Here is a 15,027-nt window from a genome sequence, read left to right as displayed (position 1 = left end):
ACGGTCCGAGGCCCTGGACGCGGCTAACGCCGGTGGTCACTGGCGACGGGGACGTTTCCTGAGCAGCCGGTCCATGTGGCTCATGGCCTCACGCTGGGTGTCCTGCACGACGTGCGTGTAGACATCCATGGTGATGCTGATCTGGGAGTGGCCCAGGATCTCCATCACGACGCGGGGCGGGACTCCGGCCGCCGTGAGAAGGGTGGCCGTGCCGTGGCGGGCGTCGTGCAGCCGGATCACGCGGAGGCCGGCGGACTCGGCGACGCGGGTGAAGGAGCGATAGAGGTTGCGCGGCTCGACGGGGCGGCCGGTGCGGGTGGCGAAGACGTAGTCGAGTCCTGCCACCTCTCCCCTGCCTTGGCGCGAGTGGCCGCCTGCCGCATGCGGTGCCAGCGCAGGACGCCACGACGACGCTGAACCTGGTGGCGGACGTACAGGACGCGGTTGTCGAGATCGACGTCCGACCAGCGAAGGCCGACGATCTCTCCACGGCGCAGGCCCATGGCGATGGCGAGGACGAAAGCCGCGTAGAGCGGGTCCTTCCGGGAAGCAGCGAGGAAGTCGAGCGTCTCGTCCAGGGTCCAGGGGTGCAGTTCGGGTGTATCCGTGCGGGGCGGCTCAACGAGCTTGGCCACGTTGCGCGTGATCAGTTCTTCGCGGCATGCGGAGGACAGCGCGGAGCGAAGAACTCGGTGCGATTCCTTGGCCGTTGCCGAGGTGGTGTCCTGCTCCAGGCGGACGAGGAACCGGCGGACGTCGGCGGCGCCGAGGGATTCGAGCCGCTTGGCACCGATGAGGGGCACCAGGTAGAGCCGGACGTGCGCCTCGTACTTGTCGAAGGTATGGGCCTGGCTGTACCAGGGCCGCATAGCAACACGGCACGCACTGCTGCGATCCGAGCCCTGCACGGTCACCGTCACGGCCCAGGACAGCATCCGCATCACGTGGACCATCCGACCAGTGGGCTCTGGCGGTCAGCCTCCCGCCAGAGCAGATGCCTCCGGCGGGGGCGCTCAGGCTCCGGGATGGAGGGGGCCAGTTCTGCGGCTGCCGGTCGGATGTGAAATGCGATGGGGGTTGTCATCGACCCAGGTAGAGCCGAGCAGACACATACGTGTGGGTCGACGGCAGACGGGAGGACAGCGGGGCAGGCTTTGGCTGGGGTGCGTGCTCCTCGCGTGCCCGATCCGTCGGGAAGCTCGGGGGAACCATGGAGAGTCACAGCAAGGCTCCGACCCAGGTCAGCGAAAGGTGCAGGCGCACGGACCGTAATCGCGAAGCGCGCCCCTTCCCCATTGACACCAGGATTTGAACACGTTCAAGATGATGTCGGCCGCTCCCTTGAGGCGTCGCTACCGGGCATGTGCGAGACACGAGAGGCAGGGTCGTATGGCTGGCAACCAGCATCAGCGCATGCGACGTGCATTCATGGGCGCTGCGTTGGGATGTGCGGTGACATTCCTGTTGGCCTCCTGTTCCGACTACCCAGTCGAGGTCAACACCGTTGATCAGCTGACGGGCGTGTGGTCGGACTGGACCGGGGCGACAGTTGAGTTCAAGGACGACGGCACGTTCACGGCCAAGGGCTTGGACAAGGTCTCGGACGTCGTCGACTCTGGGTGCTCCGGGTTCACCGAACGGCAACATGGAACCTGGTCTCCCACATATGGCACGGTCACCTTCGACGGCGTGGACTGCGAGGACATGAAATTGGCCTTCTACGGCTCCCCGGATTCCTTCGTCGCCTGCTTCACTCGGGACGTGACTTCTGGGGGGTGCACGAACGAATTCAGCCGGAAGGAAGGCTGATCCGAGTGGTCCTGGCCGCGCACCGACTACGTGATCGCCACGTCTCGGAAGAAGCGCAAGATTCGCAAGAAGCGCTAGCTCCAGCTGACATCCACGGGTGACATCAACAGCGCCGGACGCGGGCACCCATGCACGGCCTGGCGCGTCCGCCCCAATCATGCGCTGACGCCGCCGGGCGGGGCTTGGACCGAACTCCTAAAGCGGGTGTCGCAGGTTCGAATCCTGCCGGGGGCACAGAGAAACACCTGGTCAGAGGCCGCATGGACCCTCCGGGGACACCACGGAGGGTCTTTTGCGTACCCGATGGGAACATCCTGGGAACGAAATGGCGGGGGTTTTAAGGGCGGTTTTAGACAGGCTTGCGCTCGTTCCACGGATTCAAACTGCGCCGTCGTCGCCGAAGTCGGGGATGCCGGGGGACAGCAGGTGCTCGGCGCCGCCTTCGAGCATCTTGGCCGTCTCGGTCGAGCGGGGGAGCATGGTCTCCTCGTAGGTGCGGATGGCGTCGTCGACGGTGGTGGAGTCGGCGAGGGCGAGGGCGAGTTCGGCGGCGTCGAGCATGGCGAGGTTGACGCCGACGCCGAGCGGGGGCATGAGGTGGGCGGCGTCGCCGAGCAGGGTCACGGTCGGGTTGCGCTCCCAGGTGTGCGGGACGGGCAGGGCGAAGATCGGGCGGTCGACGTAGGGGCCGTCGTTGTCCGTGATCATCTGGCGCAGGCGGGGCGACCAGTGGGCGTACCTGTCGAGGAGCAGGGCGCGGATGGCGTCGGTGTTGTCGACGGTCAGGCCGCTCGTGCTGATCCAGTCGACCGGGACCCGCTGGATGAGGTAGACGCGGATGTGGTCTCCGCTGTTGCGCTGGGCGAACAGGCCGCGGTCGCCGTCGGCTGCGGCGGCACCGCCGAGCCCGACCAGCTCGGCAATGTCGGGGTGCCGGTTCTCGACGTCGGAGAACCAGGCCTCCAGGAAGCCCACCCCGGTGTACTCGGGGACGGCGGGGGACACGGCCGGGCGCACCCGGGAGAAGGCGCCGTCGGCACCGATGACCAGATCGGTCTCGATGGTCGTGCCGTCGGTGAAGTGCAGTTGCCGCGGCCCGTCGGCGGGCCCGCTGATCGTGCCGAGGGCGCGGCCCCAGCGCACGGTTCCCGGTCGTAGGGAGTCCAGCAGCAGGTCGCGCAGCTGGCCGCGGTCGATTTCCGGCTTGAAGAGCTCGTCGGCCTCCGGGACCTTGTGGAACTTGATCGTGCCGCTCGGGTCCAGCTGGCGCATCTCCTGCCCTTCGGGGCGGGCCAGCTTGAAGAACTCCTCGAGCAGGCCGGCTTCACGCAGGGCGATCTGGCCGTTGTCGGCATGCAGGTCGAGGGTTCCGCCCTGGTTGCGGTCATCGCGGCCCGGGGCTCGGTCGTAGACGGTGACCGCGATGCCGCGCTGCTGGAGGATGCGGGCGCAGGTCAGCCCGCCGGGTCCGGCGCCGATGACGCTGATCCTGGCCTGGGCGGGTGCTATGGAGTTCATGGTGTTCCCTTCGCCGGCGCCGGATCACGGCCGCGACCCTGTGCCGCGGACCTGTCCGGCACCGCCCATATTGTTCTGCAACAGTTCCAAACATACAACCGTTCCAAGTTTGTCGTATGCCGGGTAGGGTTGAAGACATGGCAGAGACGATCGACCGCGCAGGAACGGGCGGGCGGCGCGAACGCAAGAAGGCCGCCACCCGCCAGGCGATCGCCGACACCGCGCTGCGGCTGTTCCTGGAACGCGGCTACGAGCAGGTGGGCGTCCGCGAGATCGCCGAGGTCGCGGACGTGTCGGTGTCGACCCTGTTCAACCACTTCCCCCAAGGCAAAGAGGCCCTGGTCTTCGACGAGGACGCCCGCCACGAGGCCGCCCTGGTCCGCGCGGTCACCGACCGGCCGCCAGGCCAGACCGTCCCCCACGCTCTGCGCGCCTACCTCACCGGCTTCGCCGACTCGTCCCACACCCGAGACCCCCGATTCGCCGGCTTCCAGCGGCTCATCCAGGAAACCCCGGCCCTGCGCGAGTACTCCCGCACGATGTGGCTGCGCCACGAACACGCCCTGGCCCGCGCTCTCGCCGACCAGACCGGCCGGCCGCCCGGCGACCTCATCTGCGCCGCCTACGCCCGGTTCACCCTCGAAACCCTCGCGTTCGCCGACTCCTGCCCCGATCCCACCGCCGCCATCGACCAGGCCTGTCTCCTGCTCGACCAGGGCTGGACGACCACCGTCGCCCAAGGTGACCCCGAACCCGGCAGACCAGCCGCCCCCTCCCCCACCGCATAGGGCAGCGAACGGCCGCGCGTCGCGTTCACCGAGGTCCTACTACACGCGGCTGGAGCAGGGGCTCTCGCTCAACGCGTCACTGGAACCGCACGGGACCTGTACGTGGACCGGCCGTCCGCGCTCCCGCACCGATGTTTCCCACACTGGAACAGGAGCAGGGGCGAGTGCCCGACTGCGTGACCATGCCGACGGACAACGGCGGACGGGTGCGGACCGTCGGCGCAGGTGAGGAGCGCACTGGCTCAAGGACAGACACCCACTCAAGTTGCTTCGGGACGAAGCGGTCGTTCCCCAGGCGCACCGCTACGCTTTCGCCGGCGCGGCTTCCTCATACGGACATCGCCGGCAGCGTGGCTGAGGCTGGATGGTGCTGACGCAGACGATGCCCTCCGATACGGTCCCGAGCCATGGCGAACGGCAGCGACGTGCCGGAGAAGGTGGCGTGGATCCTGGTTCGGGACGACCGGGTGTTGGTAACGCGTAGTCATGGCAGAGATCGTTTCTACTTCCCGGGCGGTCATCGTGAGCCGGGCGAGTCCGACGGCGCGACCCTGGTGCGGGAGATCGACGAGGAACTGCAGGCGGCGATCGACCCCGGCTCCATGGTGCACTTCGGCACTTTCGAGATCGGCGAGGGCCATCCCGATCACGGCCCTTTCCGGATGATCTGTTACACCGCTGATCACCGCGGTGAGCTGACCCCATCGAGGGAGATTGCCGAGAAGGCGTGGTTCCGCTATGCCGATCGGGACCGAGTCTCGGCCGTCGACGAGGTGGCTTTCGACGCGCTTCACGAGGCTGGGCGGCTTCCCTGATCCCGTCACCTTGACTCGGTCATTGAAACTCCGTCGCCCTCGGGCCTGTGGCGTCAACTCGCCGAGGACGCACCCAAGTCAATCTGGAGCAATGGTTATTGACGGTCGTATTGGGACTCAGTGCTCCGTCATCTGTGGACACTGTCAGTTGCGAGCGACGGGCAGTGTCGTGGGTGCTCTGACGGACGGCGATCCGTCCGTTTCCGGGGCCTGCACCTAGTCCGGTGCAGCAACTGCAGACGCGGTGTACTCGTCGAAGGGTTCCTGGCGACCTTCAACGAGCCTACGAAGAGGCCAGGACGTGCTTCTCTGCCGGGGCCTGCATAGCCGCCGCCGTCATGGTTCGCCGAACGCTTGAGGGCGTCTGCGCTGATCAGGGCGTGCCCGCGAAGGTCCTCATGAGAGCCCTGCAGGAACTCCGCGACATCGGAAGGATCGAGGGCCCACTCTTTGACCGGGCACAGGCAGCGCCGGAAGCACTCGCCCCAGAGTCGGCTCAAGCATCCCCACGTCGCTTGAGTGTCTGACTGCGCGGCAACGCCGACGTACAGCGACGGACAAGTGCGGGCGTCTCCGGACCATCACAAGAGGCGAGAGGCGCGCCAGTCCCAGGTCGAGGCCTCACCCGAGTTGCTCCGGGACGAAGAGGTCGTCCGTGACGACAGCGCCAGTCTGGTCCCACTCGTCGTCAGCGGCGAGCGAACTGCTGCCACAGCACGTCAGTCAGTCTGTGAGACCACCGTTCACGCTACAGAGGGAAGCAATGAAATCGTCCCTGGAAACTTGGGTACGAACCCGACGTGCGCGCCGGCAACGCTGGGATGCGGACATCATCCGCGCCCTCCGGATCCCCGTCCCAAGGCTCACGCAGGAGCGAGCACGACAGCTGATCGGGCAAAGGAAGTGGCAGGAAGCGATCACCGAGATCAGGGAAGCGACGGGCTACGACCGCCGGGGCGCCAGATGCGTCACGCTCGCCCTCATGCACGGATGGAAGGTCCCCACCCCCTGCCGCCTCCCCTGGGCTCGGAAGCGACCGGCCCGGAATGTCTCTGACATCCACAGGTGACCCCGGGTACGAAATTCCGATCAACCGCTGGGATCTGTCCCCCTTTTGACACCCCTTACCGTCGGAGAGACGCTGGAGGGCAGAGGCTGAAGGGGGGCTAGCCACGTAGGAGCCCTCCCATGAACGCTCGACGCGTACGCCTGGCGGTGCTGGTCCCCCTGGTGGTGTCGTCGTTGGCAGCAGGGGCGGTGGAGCTTGCCGCCTCGCCGGCCGCGGCGGCGTCGCCCACCTGCGCTGTCTCGCGGGCCGACGGTCGGGCGATCCTGAAGGTCATCGGCGAGGACTTCCAGCCGAACAAGGCCGTTTTCATCGAGTCCGCGCACGGGGCCCAGGGCACCGTGCGGACGGACGCCGGCGGGAACTTCACCGCGACGATCACTCATGCCCGCGGCACCATCACCGCCCGGCAGGTCGGCGGCCCCGCGGCCAGGTGCGGCACGGCCGAGCAAGGGGCACGCCAGAGCGCCCAGGAGCAGTACGCGGCAGGCTACAAGGCGGGTTACGCGGCCATGAAGAGTGACTGCGACGTGCGGCAACTGCAGGGCGTCACGGTCAACGAGAACTTCCGGCAAGGGTTCAAGGACGGCGCGGCCGCGGCGGAGAAGAAGTTCTGCGGGGACTAGAGCGTGTCTCGGCGACTGGCACGCGAGAGGAGAAAGCCATGCGTATACGACGACTGCTGGGGCTCGCCCTCGCCGCAGCAACCCTCGTCGGCGTGAGCGCCATCGGCGCCGCCACCGCTCAGGCAGCGACGCATCCGGCCATCTCGTCCGATCAGTGCACGGCCCAGGGCGGAACGGTCAACCCGGGCGGCCCCTACCGCGGCCCCACGTGCGTCTTCCCTGACGGGCACTCGGAAAGCATTACCTGAGGGCCGCGCCTTGCCCATTGCCCGTCCGCTGACAGGCGATCAAATGGCAGCCGACGTGTCGGCCGCCGTCAGCGCTCCGCCTCCGCGTCCGTCGGATCGGCGGCAGCCCGTGCGAGGTTGTGTTCCAGGCGCTCCAGGGTGAGCAGGGCCGCGGTCCGTTCGCCGGGAGAGAGGTCCGCGGTCACCAGGTCCTCCAGCCGGCTCCACATCTGCTCGACCTCGTGGCGCAGGGCCTGGCTGGCCGCCGTGGGTTCGATGAGGGACGCGCGCCTGTCGGTCGGCGAGGGGCTTCGGCGCACGAAGCCGGCCTGCTCGAGGCGCTTGACGGTGCGGGTCATGGTGGCGGCGTCGGAGTCCAGCAGCCGCACCAGGTCGGCCTGGCGCTGGGGGCCGAGTTCCCACAGGTGCATCATCACCAGCTCCTGACCGGGATGCAGGCCGGTGCGGCGCAGCAGCTGTCCCGCGAACATGCGGTGCAGACGGGCCAGGCGGAAGATCGCGTGACTGACCGGTCCGCCGCCGGCCGCGGCCGGCACCGGGACGGTGGGCTCCGGCTTGGACTGCGCCATCTCTCTCTCCATCTCCCTCTTCCTTCTCCGTTTCGCTTCCCCGCCTGCCTGGCCGAGCAGCCAATTCTATCTCCGGGGAGGCCCCTCGATCGTCCCTTCTTGCTTCGGAGCAGATATAGGCAGGTCACTGTGCGTGATGCACATCACATTTGACCTCGGGAATGGGTTCAGTCGATTTACCTGTTCGGACAGGTAAATCGAGTACCGCTTCCCGAGGAAGAGACCATGACCACTGCTTTCGAACCGATCGTCCTGGGCGGCAAGCGCCTGGTGAACCGCGTCGTGATGGCCCCGATGACCCGCAGCCGCGCCTACGGGCCCGGCGCCGAGCCGACCGAGCTGATGGCGACGTACTACGCGCAGCGCGCCGGCGCCGGGCTGATCGTCACGGAGGGCATCCAGCCCTCGCCGGTCGGCCAGGGCTACCCCGACACCCCCGGCCTGCACACGGCCGGGCAGGTGCGGGCATGGCGGACGGTCACCGATGCCGTGCACCGCGAGGGCGGCGTGATCTTCGCGCAGCTGATGCACACCGGGCGGATCGGCCACCCGAAGCTCCTGCCCGACGGTCTGGTGCCGGTGGGGCCGTCGGCGGTGGCCGCCAAGGGGCAGGTCTACACCCACGAGGGTCCACAGGAGTTCGTGACGCCGAAGGAGCTGAGCGAGGCGGAGATCCGGCAGACCGTCGACGACTTCGCCGACGCGGCCCGGGGCGCGGTCGAGGCCGGGTTCGACGGCGTGGAGATCCACGGTGCCAACGGCTACCTGATCCACCAGTTCCTCGCGTCCGGCAGCAACCGGCGCACCGACGCCTGGGGCGGTGGCACCGAGGGCCGGATCCGCTTCGCCGTCGAGGTCGTCACGGCCGTGGCCGAGGCGATCGGCGGCCACCGGGTCGGGCTGCGGATCTCGCCCGGAAACCCGTTCAACGACATGTCCGAGGACAACCCGGCCGAGGTCTACCCCGCCCTGCTCGACCGGCTCGCCGGCCTGGAACTCGCCTATCTGCACCTGATGGAGGGACCGGACCGTGGCCTGACCACGGTGCTGCGCAGGGCCTGGCCCGGCACCTTCGTCCTGAACCCGTTCACGCACCCCGACGTCACCGGCCCCGACGAGCTGAAGCTGCTGGAGGACGGGATCGCGGACATGGTGGCCTACGGGGCGCTGTTCCTGGCCAACCCCGACCTGCCCCGGCGCCTGGCCGCCGGCGGTCCGTTCAACACCCCGGACCCGGCCACCTTCTACGGCGGCGACCACCGCGGTTACACCGACTACCCCGCCCTGGGCTGACCGGTCCCCCTGCCGGCCGGGGTTCGTCCAGGCGGCCCCGGCCGGGTCCTCAGATCCTGCGGCCCCGGTACAGCCGACCCCCGACATCGGTGAACCGCAGGTCCAGACCGACGCCGTCGCGCTCGGCGTGGAAGTGGAGGTGGGGCTCGGTGGAGTTGCCGCTGTTGCCGACCTCGCCGAGGAGGTCGCCCGGTTCGACCATGTCACCCGGGCTGACCGCCACCGAACCCGGGCGCAGGTGCGCCAGCTTGACGATCTCGCGGCCTGTGTCGATGAAGACGTGGTTGCCGTAGAGGGGTTGGTAGCGGATCTCGCCCGGGCGCTGGTCGGCGATCGTCGTCGCCGCCGAGATCACGCGGCCGCGGCAGGGGGAGCGGACGGGGCGGCCGTACGCGGCGTAGTCGGTGAGGTCTCGTCCGGGGCGGGTACGGGTGCCGTGCGGGCCCAGGGAGACCAGGTCCAGGGCGGCGCGCTGTTCCGGGACTCGGGCGTGGTGGTTGAGGGGGCGGCCGCCGCCCTGGATGACGTACCAGGTGCCCTCCAGAGGGAAGAGGAGGGGCTGGGAGACGGGGGTGCGCCAGTGGTGGAGGCGGCCTCTGGTCACCAGGAACACGGCGCCCGTGAGGGCGGTCAGGGACACGGCGAGGTCCAGGGAGGGGTGACCGCCCGGGAGGCCGGGGAGGCGGTAGGCCGAGACGAGGGCGGTGAGGGCGGTCGCCTCGGCCGCACGGCGGTGGAGGCGCGGCTGCTGGGCGGGGGCGCCGCAGCCCTCGATGAAGACGAAGAAGGCCGCGAGGCCGGCCAGGCCGGCGCACCATGAGGTGCGGTCCGCGGCCGTCCAGAGCGTGCCGATGTTCCAGAGGGTGACCAGGAGGACCAGCGTCAGCCAGGTCGCGGGCACAGGGAGCAGGCGGCGGCGGGACGGGGGCTCGTAGCCCACTCCCTCCAGGAGCAGGCCGGTGATCCTCTCGCCGTCGGGGGTCTGGTGGGCCCAGGCGCGGACGCTGCCCTGCGGGCCGGTGACGATCAGGCCGTCGGGGCTGTCCGTGACGGCGACGGGGGTTCCGGTGCGGGCGAGGGTGCCCTGCACGATCTCCTCCATGCGGGAGGCGCCGACCGCTTCCGCGACGCCCGGCGCGAGCCGGACCCTCCCGGCCGGGTCCGCCGTGAGGAAGCGGACCAGGATGTCGGCCTCCGGCGGTGGCGCGGGGGACGAGGGCTCGGCCTCGGACGTCGGATCGTGCATGTGGGCCCCCGGTCGCAGATCTGGCAGCGGTCGGCCGCACGGTACGTCTCGCGGCCGACTGGAAGACGATCAAGGGCGGGCCCGGGTTCGTCGCCCGGTCCTGCGATCCCGCATCGGTTTCTTTACGGATCCCTGACACCCGGCACGCATCCATGGACGCCCGCCGTGATGTCATCCCCGTTGTCCGGAACCGGACGGAAGTCGCGTCGGAGAATGGAGTGCCATGGAAGGCACCGTCGTCGCAGTGGTCGTCGTGGCCGCGTTCGTACTGCTCGTGCTGAAGAGCGGCATGCGGGTGGTCAACCAGGTGGAGCGCGGAGTGGTGTTCCGCTGGGGCAAGGCGCTGCCTGCCCACCGGCAGCCGGGCATCACCTTCCTGATCCCGTTCGCCGACCGGATGCGCAAGGTGAATGTGCAGATCGTGACCATGCCGGTGCCCACTCAGGAGGGCATCACCAAGGACAACGTGTCGGTGAAGGTCGACGCCGTCGTCTACTTCCGGGTGACCGACCCGCTGCGGGCGGCCATCGAGGTGCAGGACTACCACTTCGCCGTCGGGCAGGTCGCCCAGTCCTCCCTGCGGTCCATCATCGGCAAGAGCGACCTGGACGATCTGCTGAGCGACCGGGAGCGGCTGCACGAGGGGCTCGCCCTGATGATCGACAGCCCGGCCGCCGGGTGGGGCATCCACATCGACCGCGTCGAGATCAAGGACGTACAGCTGCCCGAGTCGCTGAAGCGGTCCATGTCGCGGCAGGCCGAGGCGGAGCGGGAGCGGCGGGCCCGGGTCATCACCGCGGACGGCGAGTTCCAGGCGGCCCAGCAGCTCGCCAACGCGTCGCGGATCATGTCGGACACGCCCGAGGCCATGCAGCTGCGGCTGCTCCAGACGGTCGTCGAGGTCGCCGCCGAGAAGAACTCCACGCTCGTGATGCCGTTCCCCGTGGAGCTGCTGCGGTACTTCGACCGGGCCGCACAGCACATCGGTGCCGGCCTCGACGCGAAGAGCGTCCCGGCGCAGCAGGCGCAGGAGAGCGTTCCGGCCCAGCAGCCGGAGCAGAGCGCCGACCAGCCGTAGCACGGGTGGGCTCGCCTCCCCCTCGGCACCTGGACGGGGGGAGGCGACCCGTCGGAGTTAGCATCCGTTCATGACGACCAACGACCACAATGGCTCCGTACTGGACACCGAGATCGGGGCCCTCAAGGGCGGCTCCGCGAACCTGCCGCAGTACGCCGGCAAGAGCGTTCTCATCGTGAACGTGGCCTCCAAGTGCGGCCTGACCCCGCAGTACACGGGCCTCGAGCGGCTGCAGGAGCGGTACGCCGAGCAGGGCTTCACCGTGCTGGGGGTGCCCTGCAACCAGTTCCTCGGACAGGAGCCCGGCACCGCCGAGGAGATCGCCGAGTTCTGCTCCGCGACGTACGGCGTGTCCTTCCCGCTGACCGAGAAGGTCGAGGTGAACGGGGAGAGCCGGCACGCACTGTACGAGCGTCTGGTGGGCTTCGCCGACACCGAGGGGCACAGCGGGGACATCCGCTGGAACTTCGAGAAGTTCCTCATCGGCCGGGACGGGCAGGTCGTCGCGCGCTTCTCGCCGCAGACCGAGCCGGAGGCCGCGGAGGTCGTGGCGGCCATCGAGGGCCAGCTGGGCTGATGGGTTGACCTTGCCCCAGGGGCAGGGCCGAGTGTCCCTGTCACCGGGCGGGAGGAACCGCCCGGTGACGGAGGATGACATCGTGAACGAGGAGCTGCTGACCATCGGCGCGTTCGCCGCGCGGGCCCGGCTCTCGGCCAAGGCGCTGCGGCTGTACGACCGCCTCGGGCTGCTCGCCCCGGCGCATGTCGACGAGGCGAGCGGTTACCGCTACTACCGCGCCGACCAGGTGGAACGCGCCCGTCTGGTGGCCCTGCTGCGGCAGCTGGACATGCCGCTCGCCCGGATCGCCGAGGTGGTCGGGGCGCAGGGCACCGCGGCCGCGGACCTGCTGGCCGCCTACTGGGCGGACGTGGAGACCCGGGTGGCCGGGCAGCGCACCCTCGCCGAGTACCTCCGTGGACGACTGTCGGGGAGGAGCTCCGAGATGTACGACAAGTTCGTGGTCGAGACGGTGGACGTGCCCGCGCGGGTGGTGATCACCGAGACGCGGCACACGCTCGCGGACGAGCTGCCGGCCTGGATCGGCGCATCGCTGGACCGGCTGCTGCAGGCCGCGCGGGAGTGCGGGGGCGTGGCGGGTGAGCCGTTCGTCGTCTACCACTCCGAGGTGTCGATGGAGAGCGACGGGCCCGCCGAGTCATGTGTGCCGGTGGCGGACGAGGCGGCGGCCCGGGCGTGGGTGGAGGCGCACGGCCGGGCCGGGGCGACCCGGGTACGGGTGGAGCCGGCGGCCCGGCTGGCCTACACCCGGATCGCCAAGGCCCAGGTGGCCCATCCGCAGATCCTGGCCGCCTTCGGGGCGGTGGAGCAGTGGCTGGCCGGGGAAGGCCTGGAGATGGCCGGCCCCTGCCGCGAGGTGTACTTCGCGGACTGGGACGCGGCCGGGCCCGGGGACCCGGTGTGCGATGTGGCGTTCCCGGTGAAGTAACCCCGGGCCGGGCCTGGCCGAGCCCCCTCGGCAAGGACGGCGACTCGTCGAGAGGGCTCTGCGGGTTGACGCGTGTGCAGTTGTCGTCGGACGTGTCTGCGGGGAACGTCAGAGAGGGCTCCCTACGCCTTGACCGAGGCCACGAAGGCGTTCCACGCGTCGGCGGGGAAGGCCAGGATCGGGCCCTGGGTGACCTTGGAGTCGCGTACGGCGAGCTCCGCGGTGGTGGGCGACTTGACCTCGACGCAGGCGCCGTTGCCCGCGGAATAGGAGGACTTCATCCACGTCTCCGAAGCGCCCTGAATCAGTGCCATGTCCACTCCTGTTGCGAGTTGCTGGTGGTGCGGTTCACGCCAACCTTGTCGTCTGATTGGCGTGATCGACGCTACCGGGCAACCGCCTCTGCAGGAGTAGTCGTTCACTCAAGCGGATGGCATATTCCAAGTGAGCCTTCCGCTGAATCGTAACGACGGTGTACGATCCGGCACTTCCTGTGGAGCAGGGCTCAATCGGCGTAGGTTTTCGCCACGTCGGAGATGTATTGCCGGGATTGCTCCACATTGAGGGACTGTGCCCGCAGATGCTCGTACATCACGGCGTACTTCTGCACGTCCTGCGCCTTCTCCAGGTAGAGGTCGCTGGTCACGCCCTCCAGGTACACCACGCTGGAGTCGGCCGCGTCCGTGAACTCCAGGATCGCGTACTGCCCGTTGAGCCCCGGGTGCGCGCCCACCTCGAAGGGCAGCACCTGCACGGTGACGTGCGGCAGCTGGGACATCTCGATCAGGTGCTCCAGCTGCTCACGCATCACCAGCTTGCTGCCCACGACGCGGCGCAGCGCCGCCTCGTCCAGCACCACCCACAGCCGAAGGGCGGCGCCCTCGGCGGTGATACGTTCCTGTCGGCGCATGCGCACCTGCACGCGCTTCTCGATCTCCGCCGTCGACGTCTCCGGCAACGCGCCCTGCACCAGGGCCTCCGCGTAGGCGCGGGTCTGCAACAGACCGGTCACCAGCTGGGGTTCGTACACCCGCAGCGACTCGGCGTCGGTCTCCAGGCCGATGTACACGCTGTACGGGATGTCCCCGAACGTGTGCCACCAGCCCTGTTGCCGCGAGTCCCGGGCCATCTCCATCAGGGAGTCGACGATCCGCTGGTCCTCGACCTCGTACACCCCGCACAGATCGCGCACGTCACGCTGACTGATGCTTCTGCGGCCGTTCTCCAGCCGGCTGATCTTCGACTGTGACACGAGCAGCCGCTCCGCCACTTCTTCGGCCGTCATGCCCTTGAGCTCACGGAGCCTGCGCAGCTCCTGGCCCAGCCGGCGTCGTCTGACGGTGGGATTGACACTGGACGCCACGGGACGTGCACCTCCGGCTGCCTGCCTGTACCTAACACTTTGCGTATCTGCTGTTGAGCAGACTGCCACCAAGGTGCTTTCTACCGCTGGGAAACGGTGGATATGCGGCGCGTACGCGTCAGTTCGGGCACGGATTTTCGGGTCCGGACGCGGTCGAGCGGGGCGGAGAGACCACGAGGATCTCTCCGCCCCGCTCGAACCAGCGGCTCCCGTACCGGGATTTGGGGACCGGCGGTGCGGCTCAGTGGGCCACGGCGCGTGCCATGGACCCGCGGCTGGGCTGCATCGGAACCCCGCGTGCGGGTTCCGCCGCGGTCCTGGCTCCGTGCCCCGCCTGCCGGCCGGCCGTGGCCGGTCCACGCCGCGGCTGGGCCGCGGCGCCGTTCTGTACGTCCATCACGGCATGCGCGACCAGCCCGCCCATGGGGTCGTGCCGGATCAGGTCCCGCAACCGGGAGCGTGAGGAGCGGCCCTCATTCCCCGGGTACAGGTGCTTGCCGAGTCCGACGGCGTGGGCCAGGGCGGCGAGCGCCGCGGTCCGCGGGTCCGGCGGTACGCCGGTGCGGATCGCGGAATCCAGCCGAGCACGGATCTCCCGGCTGATGTCGGTGTCCGTCGCCTGGTAGCGAGTCGTCGGCAGTACCCCGCACATCTGCCCCGGCACGGCGGCAACCATGCCGCACCGTTCGAGATGCGAGAGGTAGATCTGACGCAGCCCCAGCCGGGGCCCGCCGATCCAATGGACGGCACGCACGGGAGCGCCACGCCTTCGCAGCAACTCCAATGCAGAGTCCAAAGTCGGATCTCCAGTCGGCCGTGGTACCACCACGGCGATACGATCCCCGTCTGGGGCTATCCGTCCGGCCAGCGCCAGCTCCACTAGCTGTGCTCCGGCCAGACCGAGGTCGAGCGACTGCGGCTGTGCAGTGGTACCCGTGGCCGGGTCCAGTGCCAGCAGCAGAAGCTCCTCCGGAATTGTTCTGCGGCTCCTGCCCATCCATGCCTCCCCGCGTGGATGAAAGACAGGGTGACCCCTCTCACATTGGTCTGTCGAGGGTGCGTGACCGGTTCGTGAGGGAACCGGTAGGTATGTCGTTCTC

The 15,027-nt window shown here is 69.0% G+C and carries 15 protein-coding genes and 2 pseudogenes; 10 read left to right on the top strand and 7 right to left on the bottom strand.

The genetic code is table 11. The features are described from left to right. Window positions 1–36: 36 nt before the first annotated feature. Window positions 37–842, bottom strand: a pseudogene (locus tag AC07DS_RS12220) (tyrosine-type recombinase/integrase); the annotation flags it as partial. A gap of 571 nt (window positions 843–1,413) precedes the next feature. Between AC07DS_RS12220 and AC07DS_RS12215 the strand changes: the two are divergent. After that, window positions 1,414–1,809, top strand: coding sequence for a hypothetical protein (locus AC07DS_RS12215; protein WP_479144446.1), 396 nt, complete (start codon window positions 1,414–1,416; stop codon window positions 1,807–1,809). A 378-nt stretch (window positions 1,810–2,187) separates the two neighbouring features. Here the strand turns inward: AC07DS_RS12215 and AC07DS_RS12210 are convergent, their stop codons facing one another. Then, entirely contained in the window at window positions 2,188–3,327 is a 1,140-nt protein-coding gene (locus tag AC07DS_RS12210; protein WP_479144444.1) for an FAD-dependent oxidoreductase, read from the bottom strand. A gap of 137 nt (window positions 3,328–3,464) precedes the next feature. On the opposite strand from AC07DS_RS12210, the gene AC07DS_RS12205 reads away from it, so the two are divergent. The 5 genes from AC07DS_RS12205 (at window position 3,465) to AC07DS_RS12185 (ending at window position 6,870) form a co-directional block, all read left to right on the top strand. After that, complete coding sequence (locus AC07DS_RS12205; protein ID WP_479144442.1) at window positions 3,465–4,115, top strand: TetR/AcrR family transcriptional regulator; 651 nt, start codon at window positions 3,465–3,467, stop codon at window positions 4,113–4,115. Window positions 4,116–4,522: 407 nt separating this feature from the next. Then, a complete protein-coding gene (locus tag AC07DS_RS12200; RefSeq protein ID WP_479144440.1) occupies window positions 4,523–4,930 on the top strand; it encodes an NUDIX hydrolase in 408 nt (135 codons plus the stop codon). 224 nt (window positions 4,931–5,154) lie between these two features. Further along, window positions 5,155–5,457, top strand: coding sequence for a DUF4145 domain-containing protein (locus AC07DS_RS12195; protein WP_479144438.1), 303 nt, complete (start codon window positions 5,155–5,157; stop codon window positions 5,455–5,457). A 661-nt stretch (window positions 5,458–6,118) separates the two neighbouring features. Next, entirely contained in the window at window positions 6,119–6,622 is a 504-nt protein-coding gene (locus AC07DS_RS12190) for a hypothetical protein (protein WP_479144436.1), read from the top strand. A 38-nt stretch (window positions 6,623–6,660) separates the two neighbouring features. Continuing rightward, entirely contained in the window at window positions 6,661–6,870 is a 210-nt protein-coding gene (locus tag AC07DS_RS12185) for a hypothetical protein (protein WP_479144435.1), read from the top strand. Window positions 6,871–6,938: 68 nt separating this feature from the next. Here AC07DS_RS12185 and AC07DS_RS12180 read toward each other — a convergent pair whose 3' ends face one another. Then, the gene (locus tag AC07DS_RS12180) at window positions 6,939–7,451 is read right to left on the bottom strand and encodes a MarR family winged helix-turn-helix transcriptional regulator (RefSeq protein ID WP_479144433.1); all 513 of its coding nucleotides are present in this window, start codon (window positions 7,449–7,451) and stop codon (window positions 6,939–6,941) included. A 213-nt stretch (window positions 7,452–7,664) separates the two neighbouring features. On the opposite strand from AC07DS_RS12180, the gene AC07DS_RS12175 reads away from it, so the two are divergent. Next, the gene (locus tag AC07DS_RS12175; RefSeq protein WP_479144431.1) at window positions 7,665–8,732 is read left to right on the top strand and encodes an alkene reductase; all 1,068 of its coding nucleotides are present in this window, start codon (window positions 7,665–7,667) and stop codon (window positions 8,730–8,732) included. A gap of 49 nt (window positions 8,733–8,781) precedes the next feature. Here AC07DS_RS12175 and AC07DS_RS12170 read toward each other — a convergent pair whose 3' ends face one another. Then, complete coding sequence (locus AC07DS_RS12170; protein WP_479144429.1) at window positions 8,782–9,978, bottom strand: M23 family metallopeptidase; 1,197 nt, start codon at window positions 9,976–9,978, stop codon at window positions 8,782–8,784. Window positions 9,979–10,201: 223 nt separating this feature from the next. Here AC07DS_RS12170 and AC07DS_RS12165 point away from each other — a divergent pair. The 3 genes and pseudogenes from AC07DS_RS12165 to AC07DS_RS12155 form a co-directional block, all read left to right on the top strand. After that, window positions 10,202–11,053, top strand: a pseudogene (locus AC07DS_RS12165) (slipin family protein); the annotation flags it as partial. A gap of 73 nt (window positions 11,054–11,126) precedes the next feature. Next, window positions 11,127–11,633, top strand: coding sequence for a glutathione peroxidase (locus AC07DS_RS12160; RefSeq protein WP_479144428.1), 507 nt, complete (start codon window positions 11,127–11,129; stop codon window positions 11,631–11,633). A 64-nt stretch (window positions 11,634–11,697) separates the two neighbouring features. Continuing rightward, on the top strand, window positions 11,698–12,564 hold the full coding sequence (locus AC07DS_RS12155; RefSeq protein ID WP_479144426.1) for a MerR family transcriptional regulator: 867 nt from the start codon (window positions 11,698–11,700) through the stop codon (window positions 12,562–12,564). A 122-nt stretch (window positions 12,565–12,686) separates the two neighbouring features. Here the strand turns inward: AC07DS_RS12155 and AC07DS_RS12150 are convergent, their stop codons facing one another. From AC07DS_RS12150 to AC07DS_RS12140, 3 genes are all read right to left on the bottom strand, one after another. After that, window positions 12,687–12,878, bottom strand: a complete 192-nt coding sequence (locus AC07DS_RS12150; RefSeq protein WP_145876334.1) for a DUF397 domain-containing protein — start codon at window positions 12,876–12,878, stop codon at window positions 12,687–12,689. A 191-nt stretch (window positions 12,879–13,069) separates the two neighbouring features. Then, complete coding sequence (locus AC07DS_RS12145) at window positions 13,070–13,927, bottom strand: helix-turn-helix domain-containing protein (protein WP_145876332.1); 858 nt, start codon at window positions 13,925–13,927, stop codon at window positions 13,070–13,072. A gap of 241 nt (window positions 13,928–14,168) precedes the next feature. Next, complete coding sequence (locus AC07DS_RS12140) at window positions 14,169–14,924, bottom strand: GOLPH3/VPS74 family protein (protein ID WP_479144423.1); 756 nt, start codon at window positions 14,922–14,924, stop codon at window positions 14,169–14,171. Window positions 14,925–15,027 lie beyond the last annotated feature (103 nt).

Source organism: Streptomyces sp. NPDC044064, from assembly GCF_056434245.1.
The sequence above is the reverse complement of the archived record's forward strand: the minus strand, read 5'-3'. Positions and strand labels throughout refer to the sequence as shown.

Coding starts and splice junctions, on each gene's coding strand:
- AC07DS_RS12210 (WP_479144444.1), bottom strand. CDS start 3,327: ATGAACTCCATAGCACCCGCCCAGGCCAGGATCAGCGTCATCGGCGCC.
- AC07DS_RS12160 (WP_479144428.1), top strand. CDS start 11,127: ATGACGACCAACGACCACAATGGCTCCGTACTGGACACCGAGATCGGG.
- AC07DS_RS12140 (WP_479144423.1), bottom strand. CDS start 14,924: ATGGGCAGGAGCCGCAGAACAATTCCGGAGGAGCTTCTGCTGCTGGCA.
- AC07DS_RS12175 (WP_479144431.1), top strand. CDS start 7,665: ATGACCACTGCTTTCGAACCGATCGTCCTGGGCGGCAAGCGCCTGGTG.
- AC07DS_RS12150 (WP_145876334.1), bottom strand. CDS start 12,878: ATGGCACTGATTCAGGGCGCTTCGGAGACGTGGATGAAGTCCTCCTAT.
- AC07DS_RS12185 (WP_479144435.1), top strand. CDS start 6,661: ATGCGTATACGACGACTGCTGGGGCTCGCCCTCGCCGCAGCAACCCTC.
- AC07DS_RS12200 (WP_479144440.1), top strand. CDS start 4,523: ATGGCGAACGGCAGCGACGTGCCGGAGAAGGTGGCGTGGATCCTGGTT.
- AC07DS_RS12190 (WP_479144436.1), top strand. CDS start 6,119: ATGAACGCTCGACGCGTACGCCTGGCGGTGCTGGTCCCCCTGGTGGTG.
- AC07DS_RS12215 (WP_479144446.1), top strand. CDS start 1,414: ATGCGACGTGCATTCATGGGCGCTGCGTTGGGATGTGCGGTGACATTC.
- AC07DS_RS12170 (WP_479144429.1), bottom strand. CDS start 9,978: ATGCACGATCCGACGTCCGAGGCCGAGCCCTCGTCCCCCGCGCCACCG.
- AC07DS_RS12205 (WP_479144442.1), top strand. CDS start 3,465: ATGGCAGAGACGATCGACCGCGCAGGAACGGGCGGGCGGCGCGAACGC.
- AC07DS_RS12180 (WP_479144433.1), bottom strand. CDS start 7,451: ATGGAGAGAGAGATGGCGCAGTCCAAGCCGGAGCCCACCGTCCCGGTG.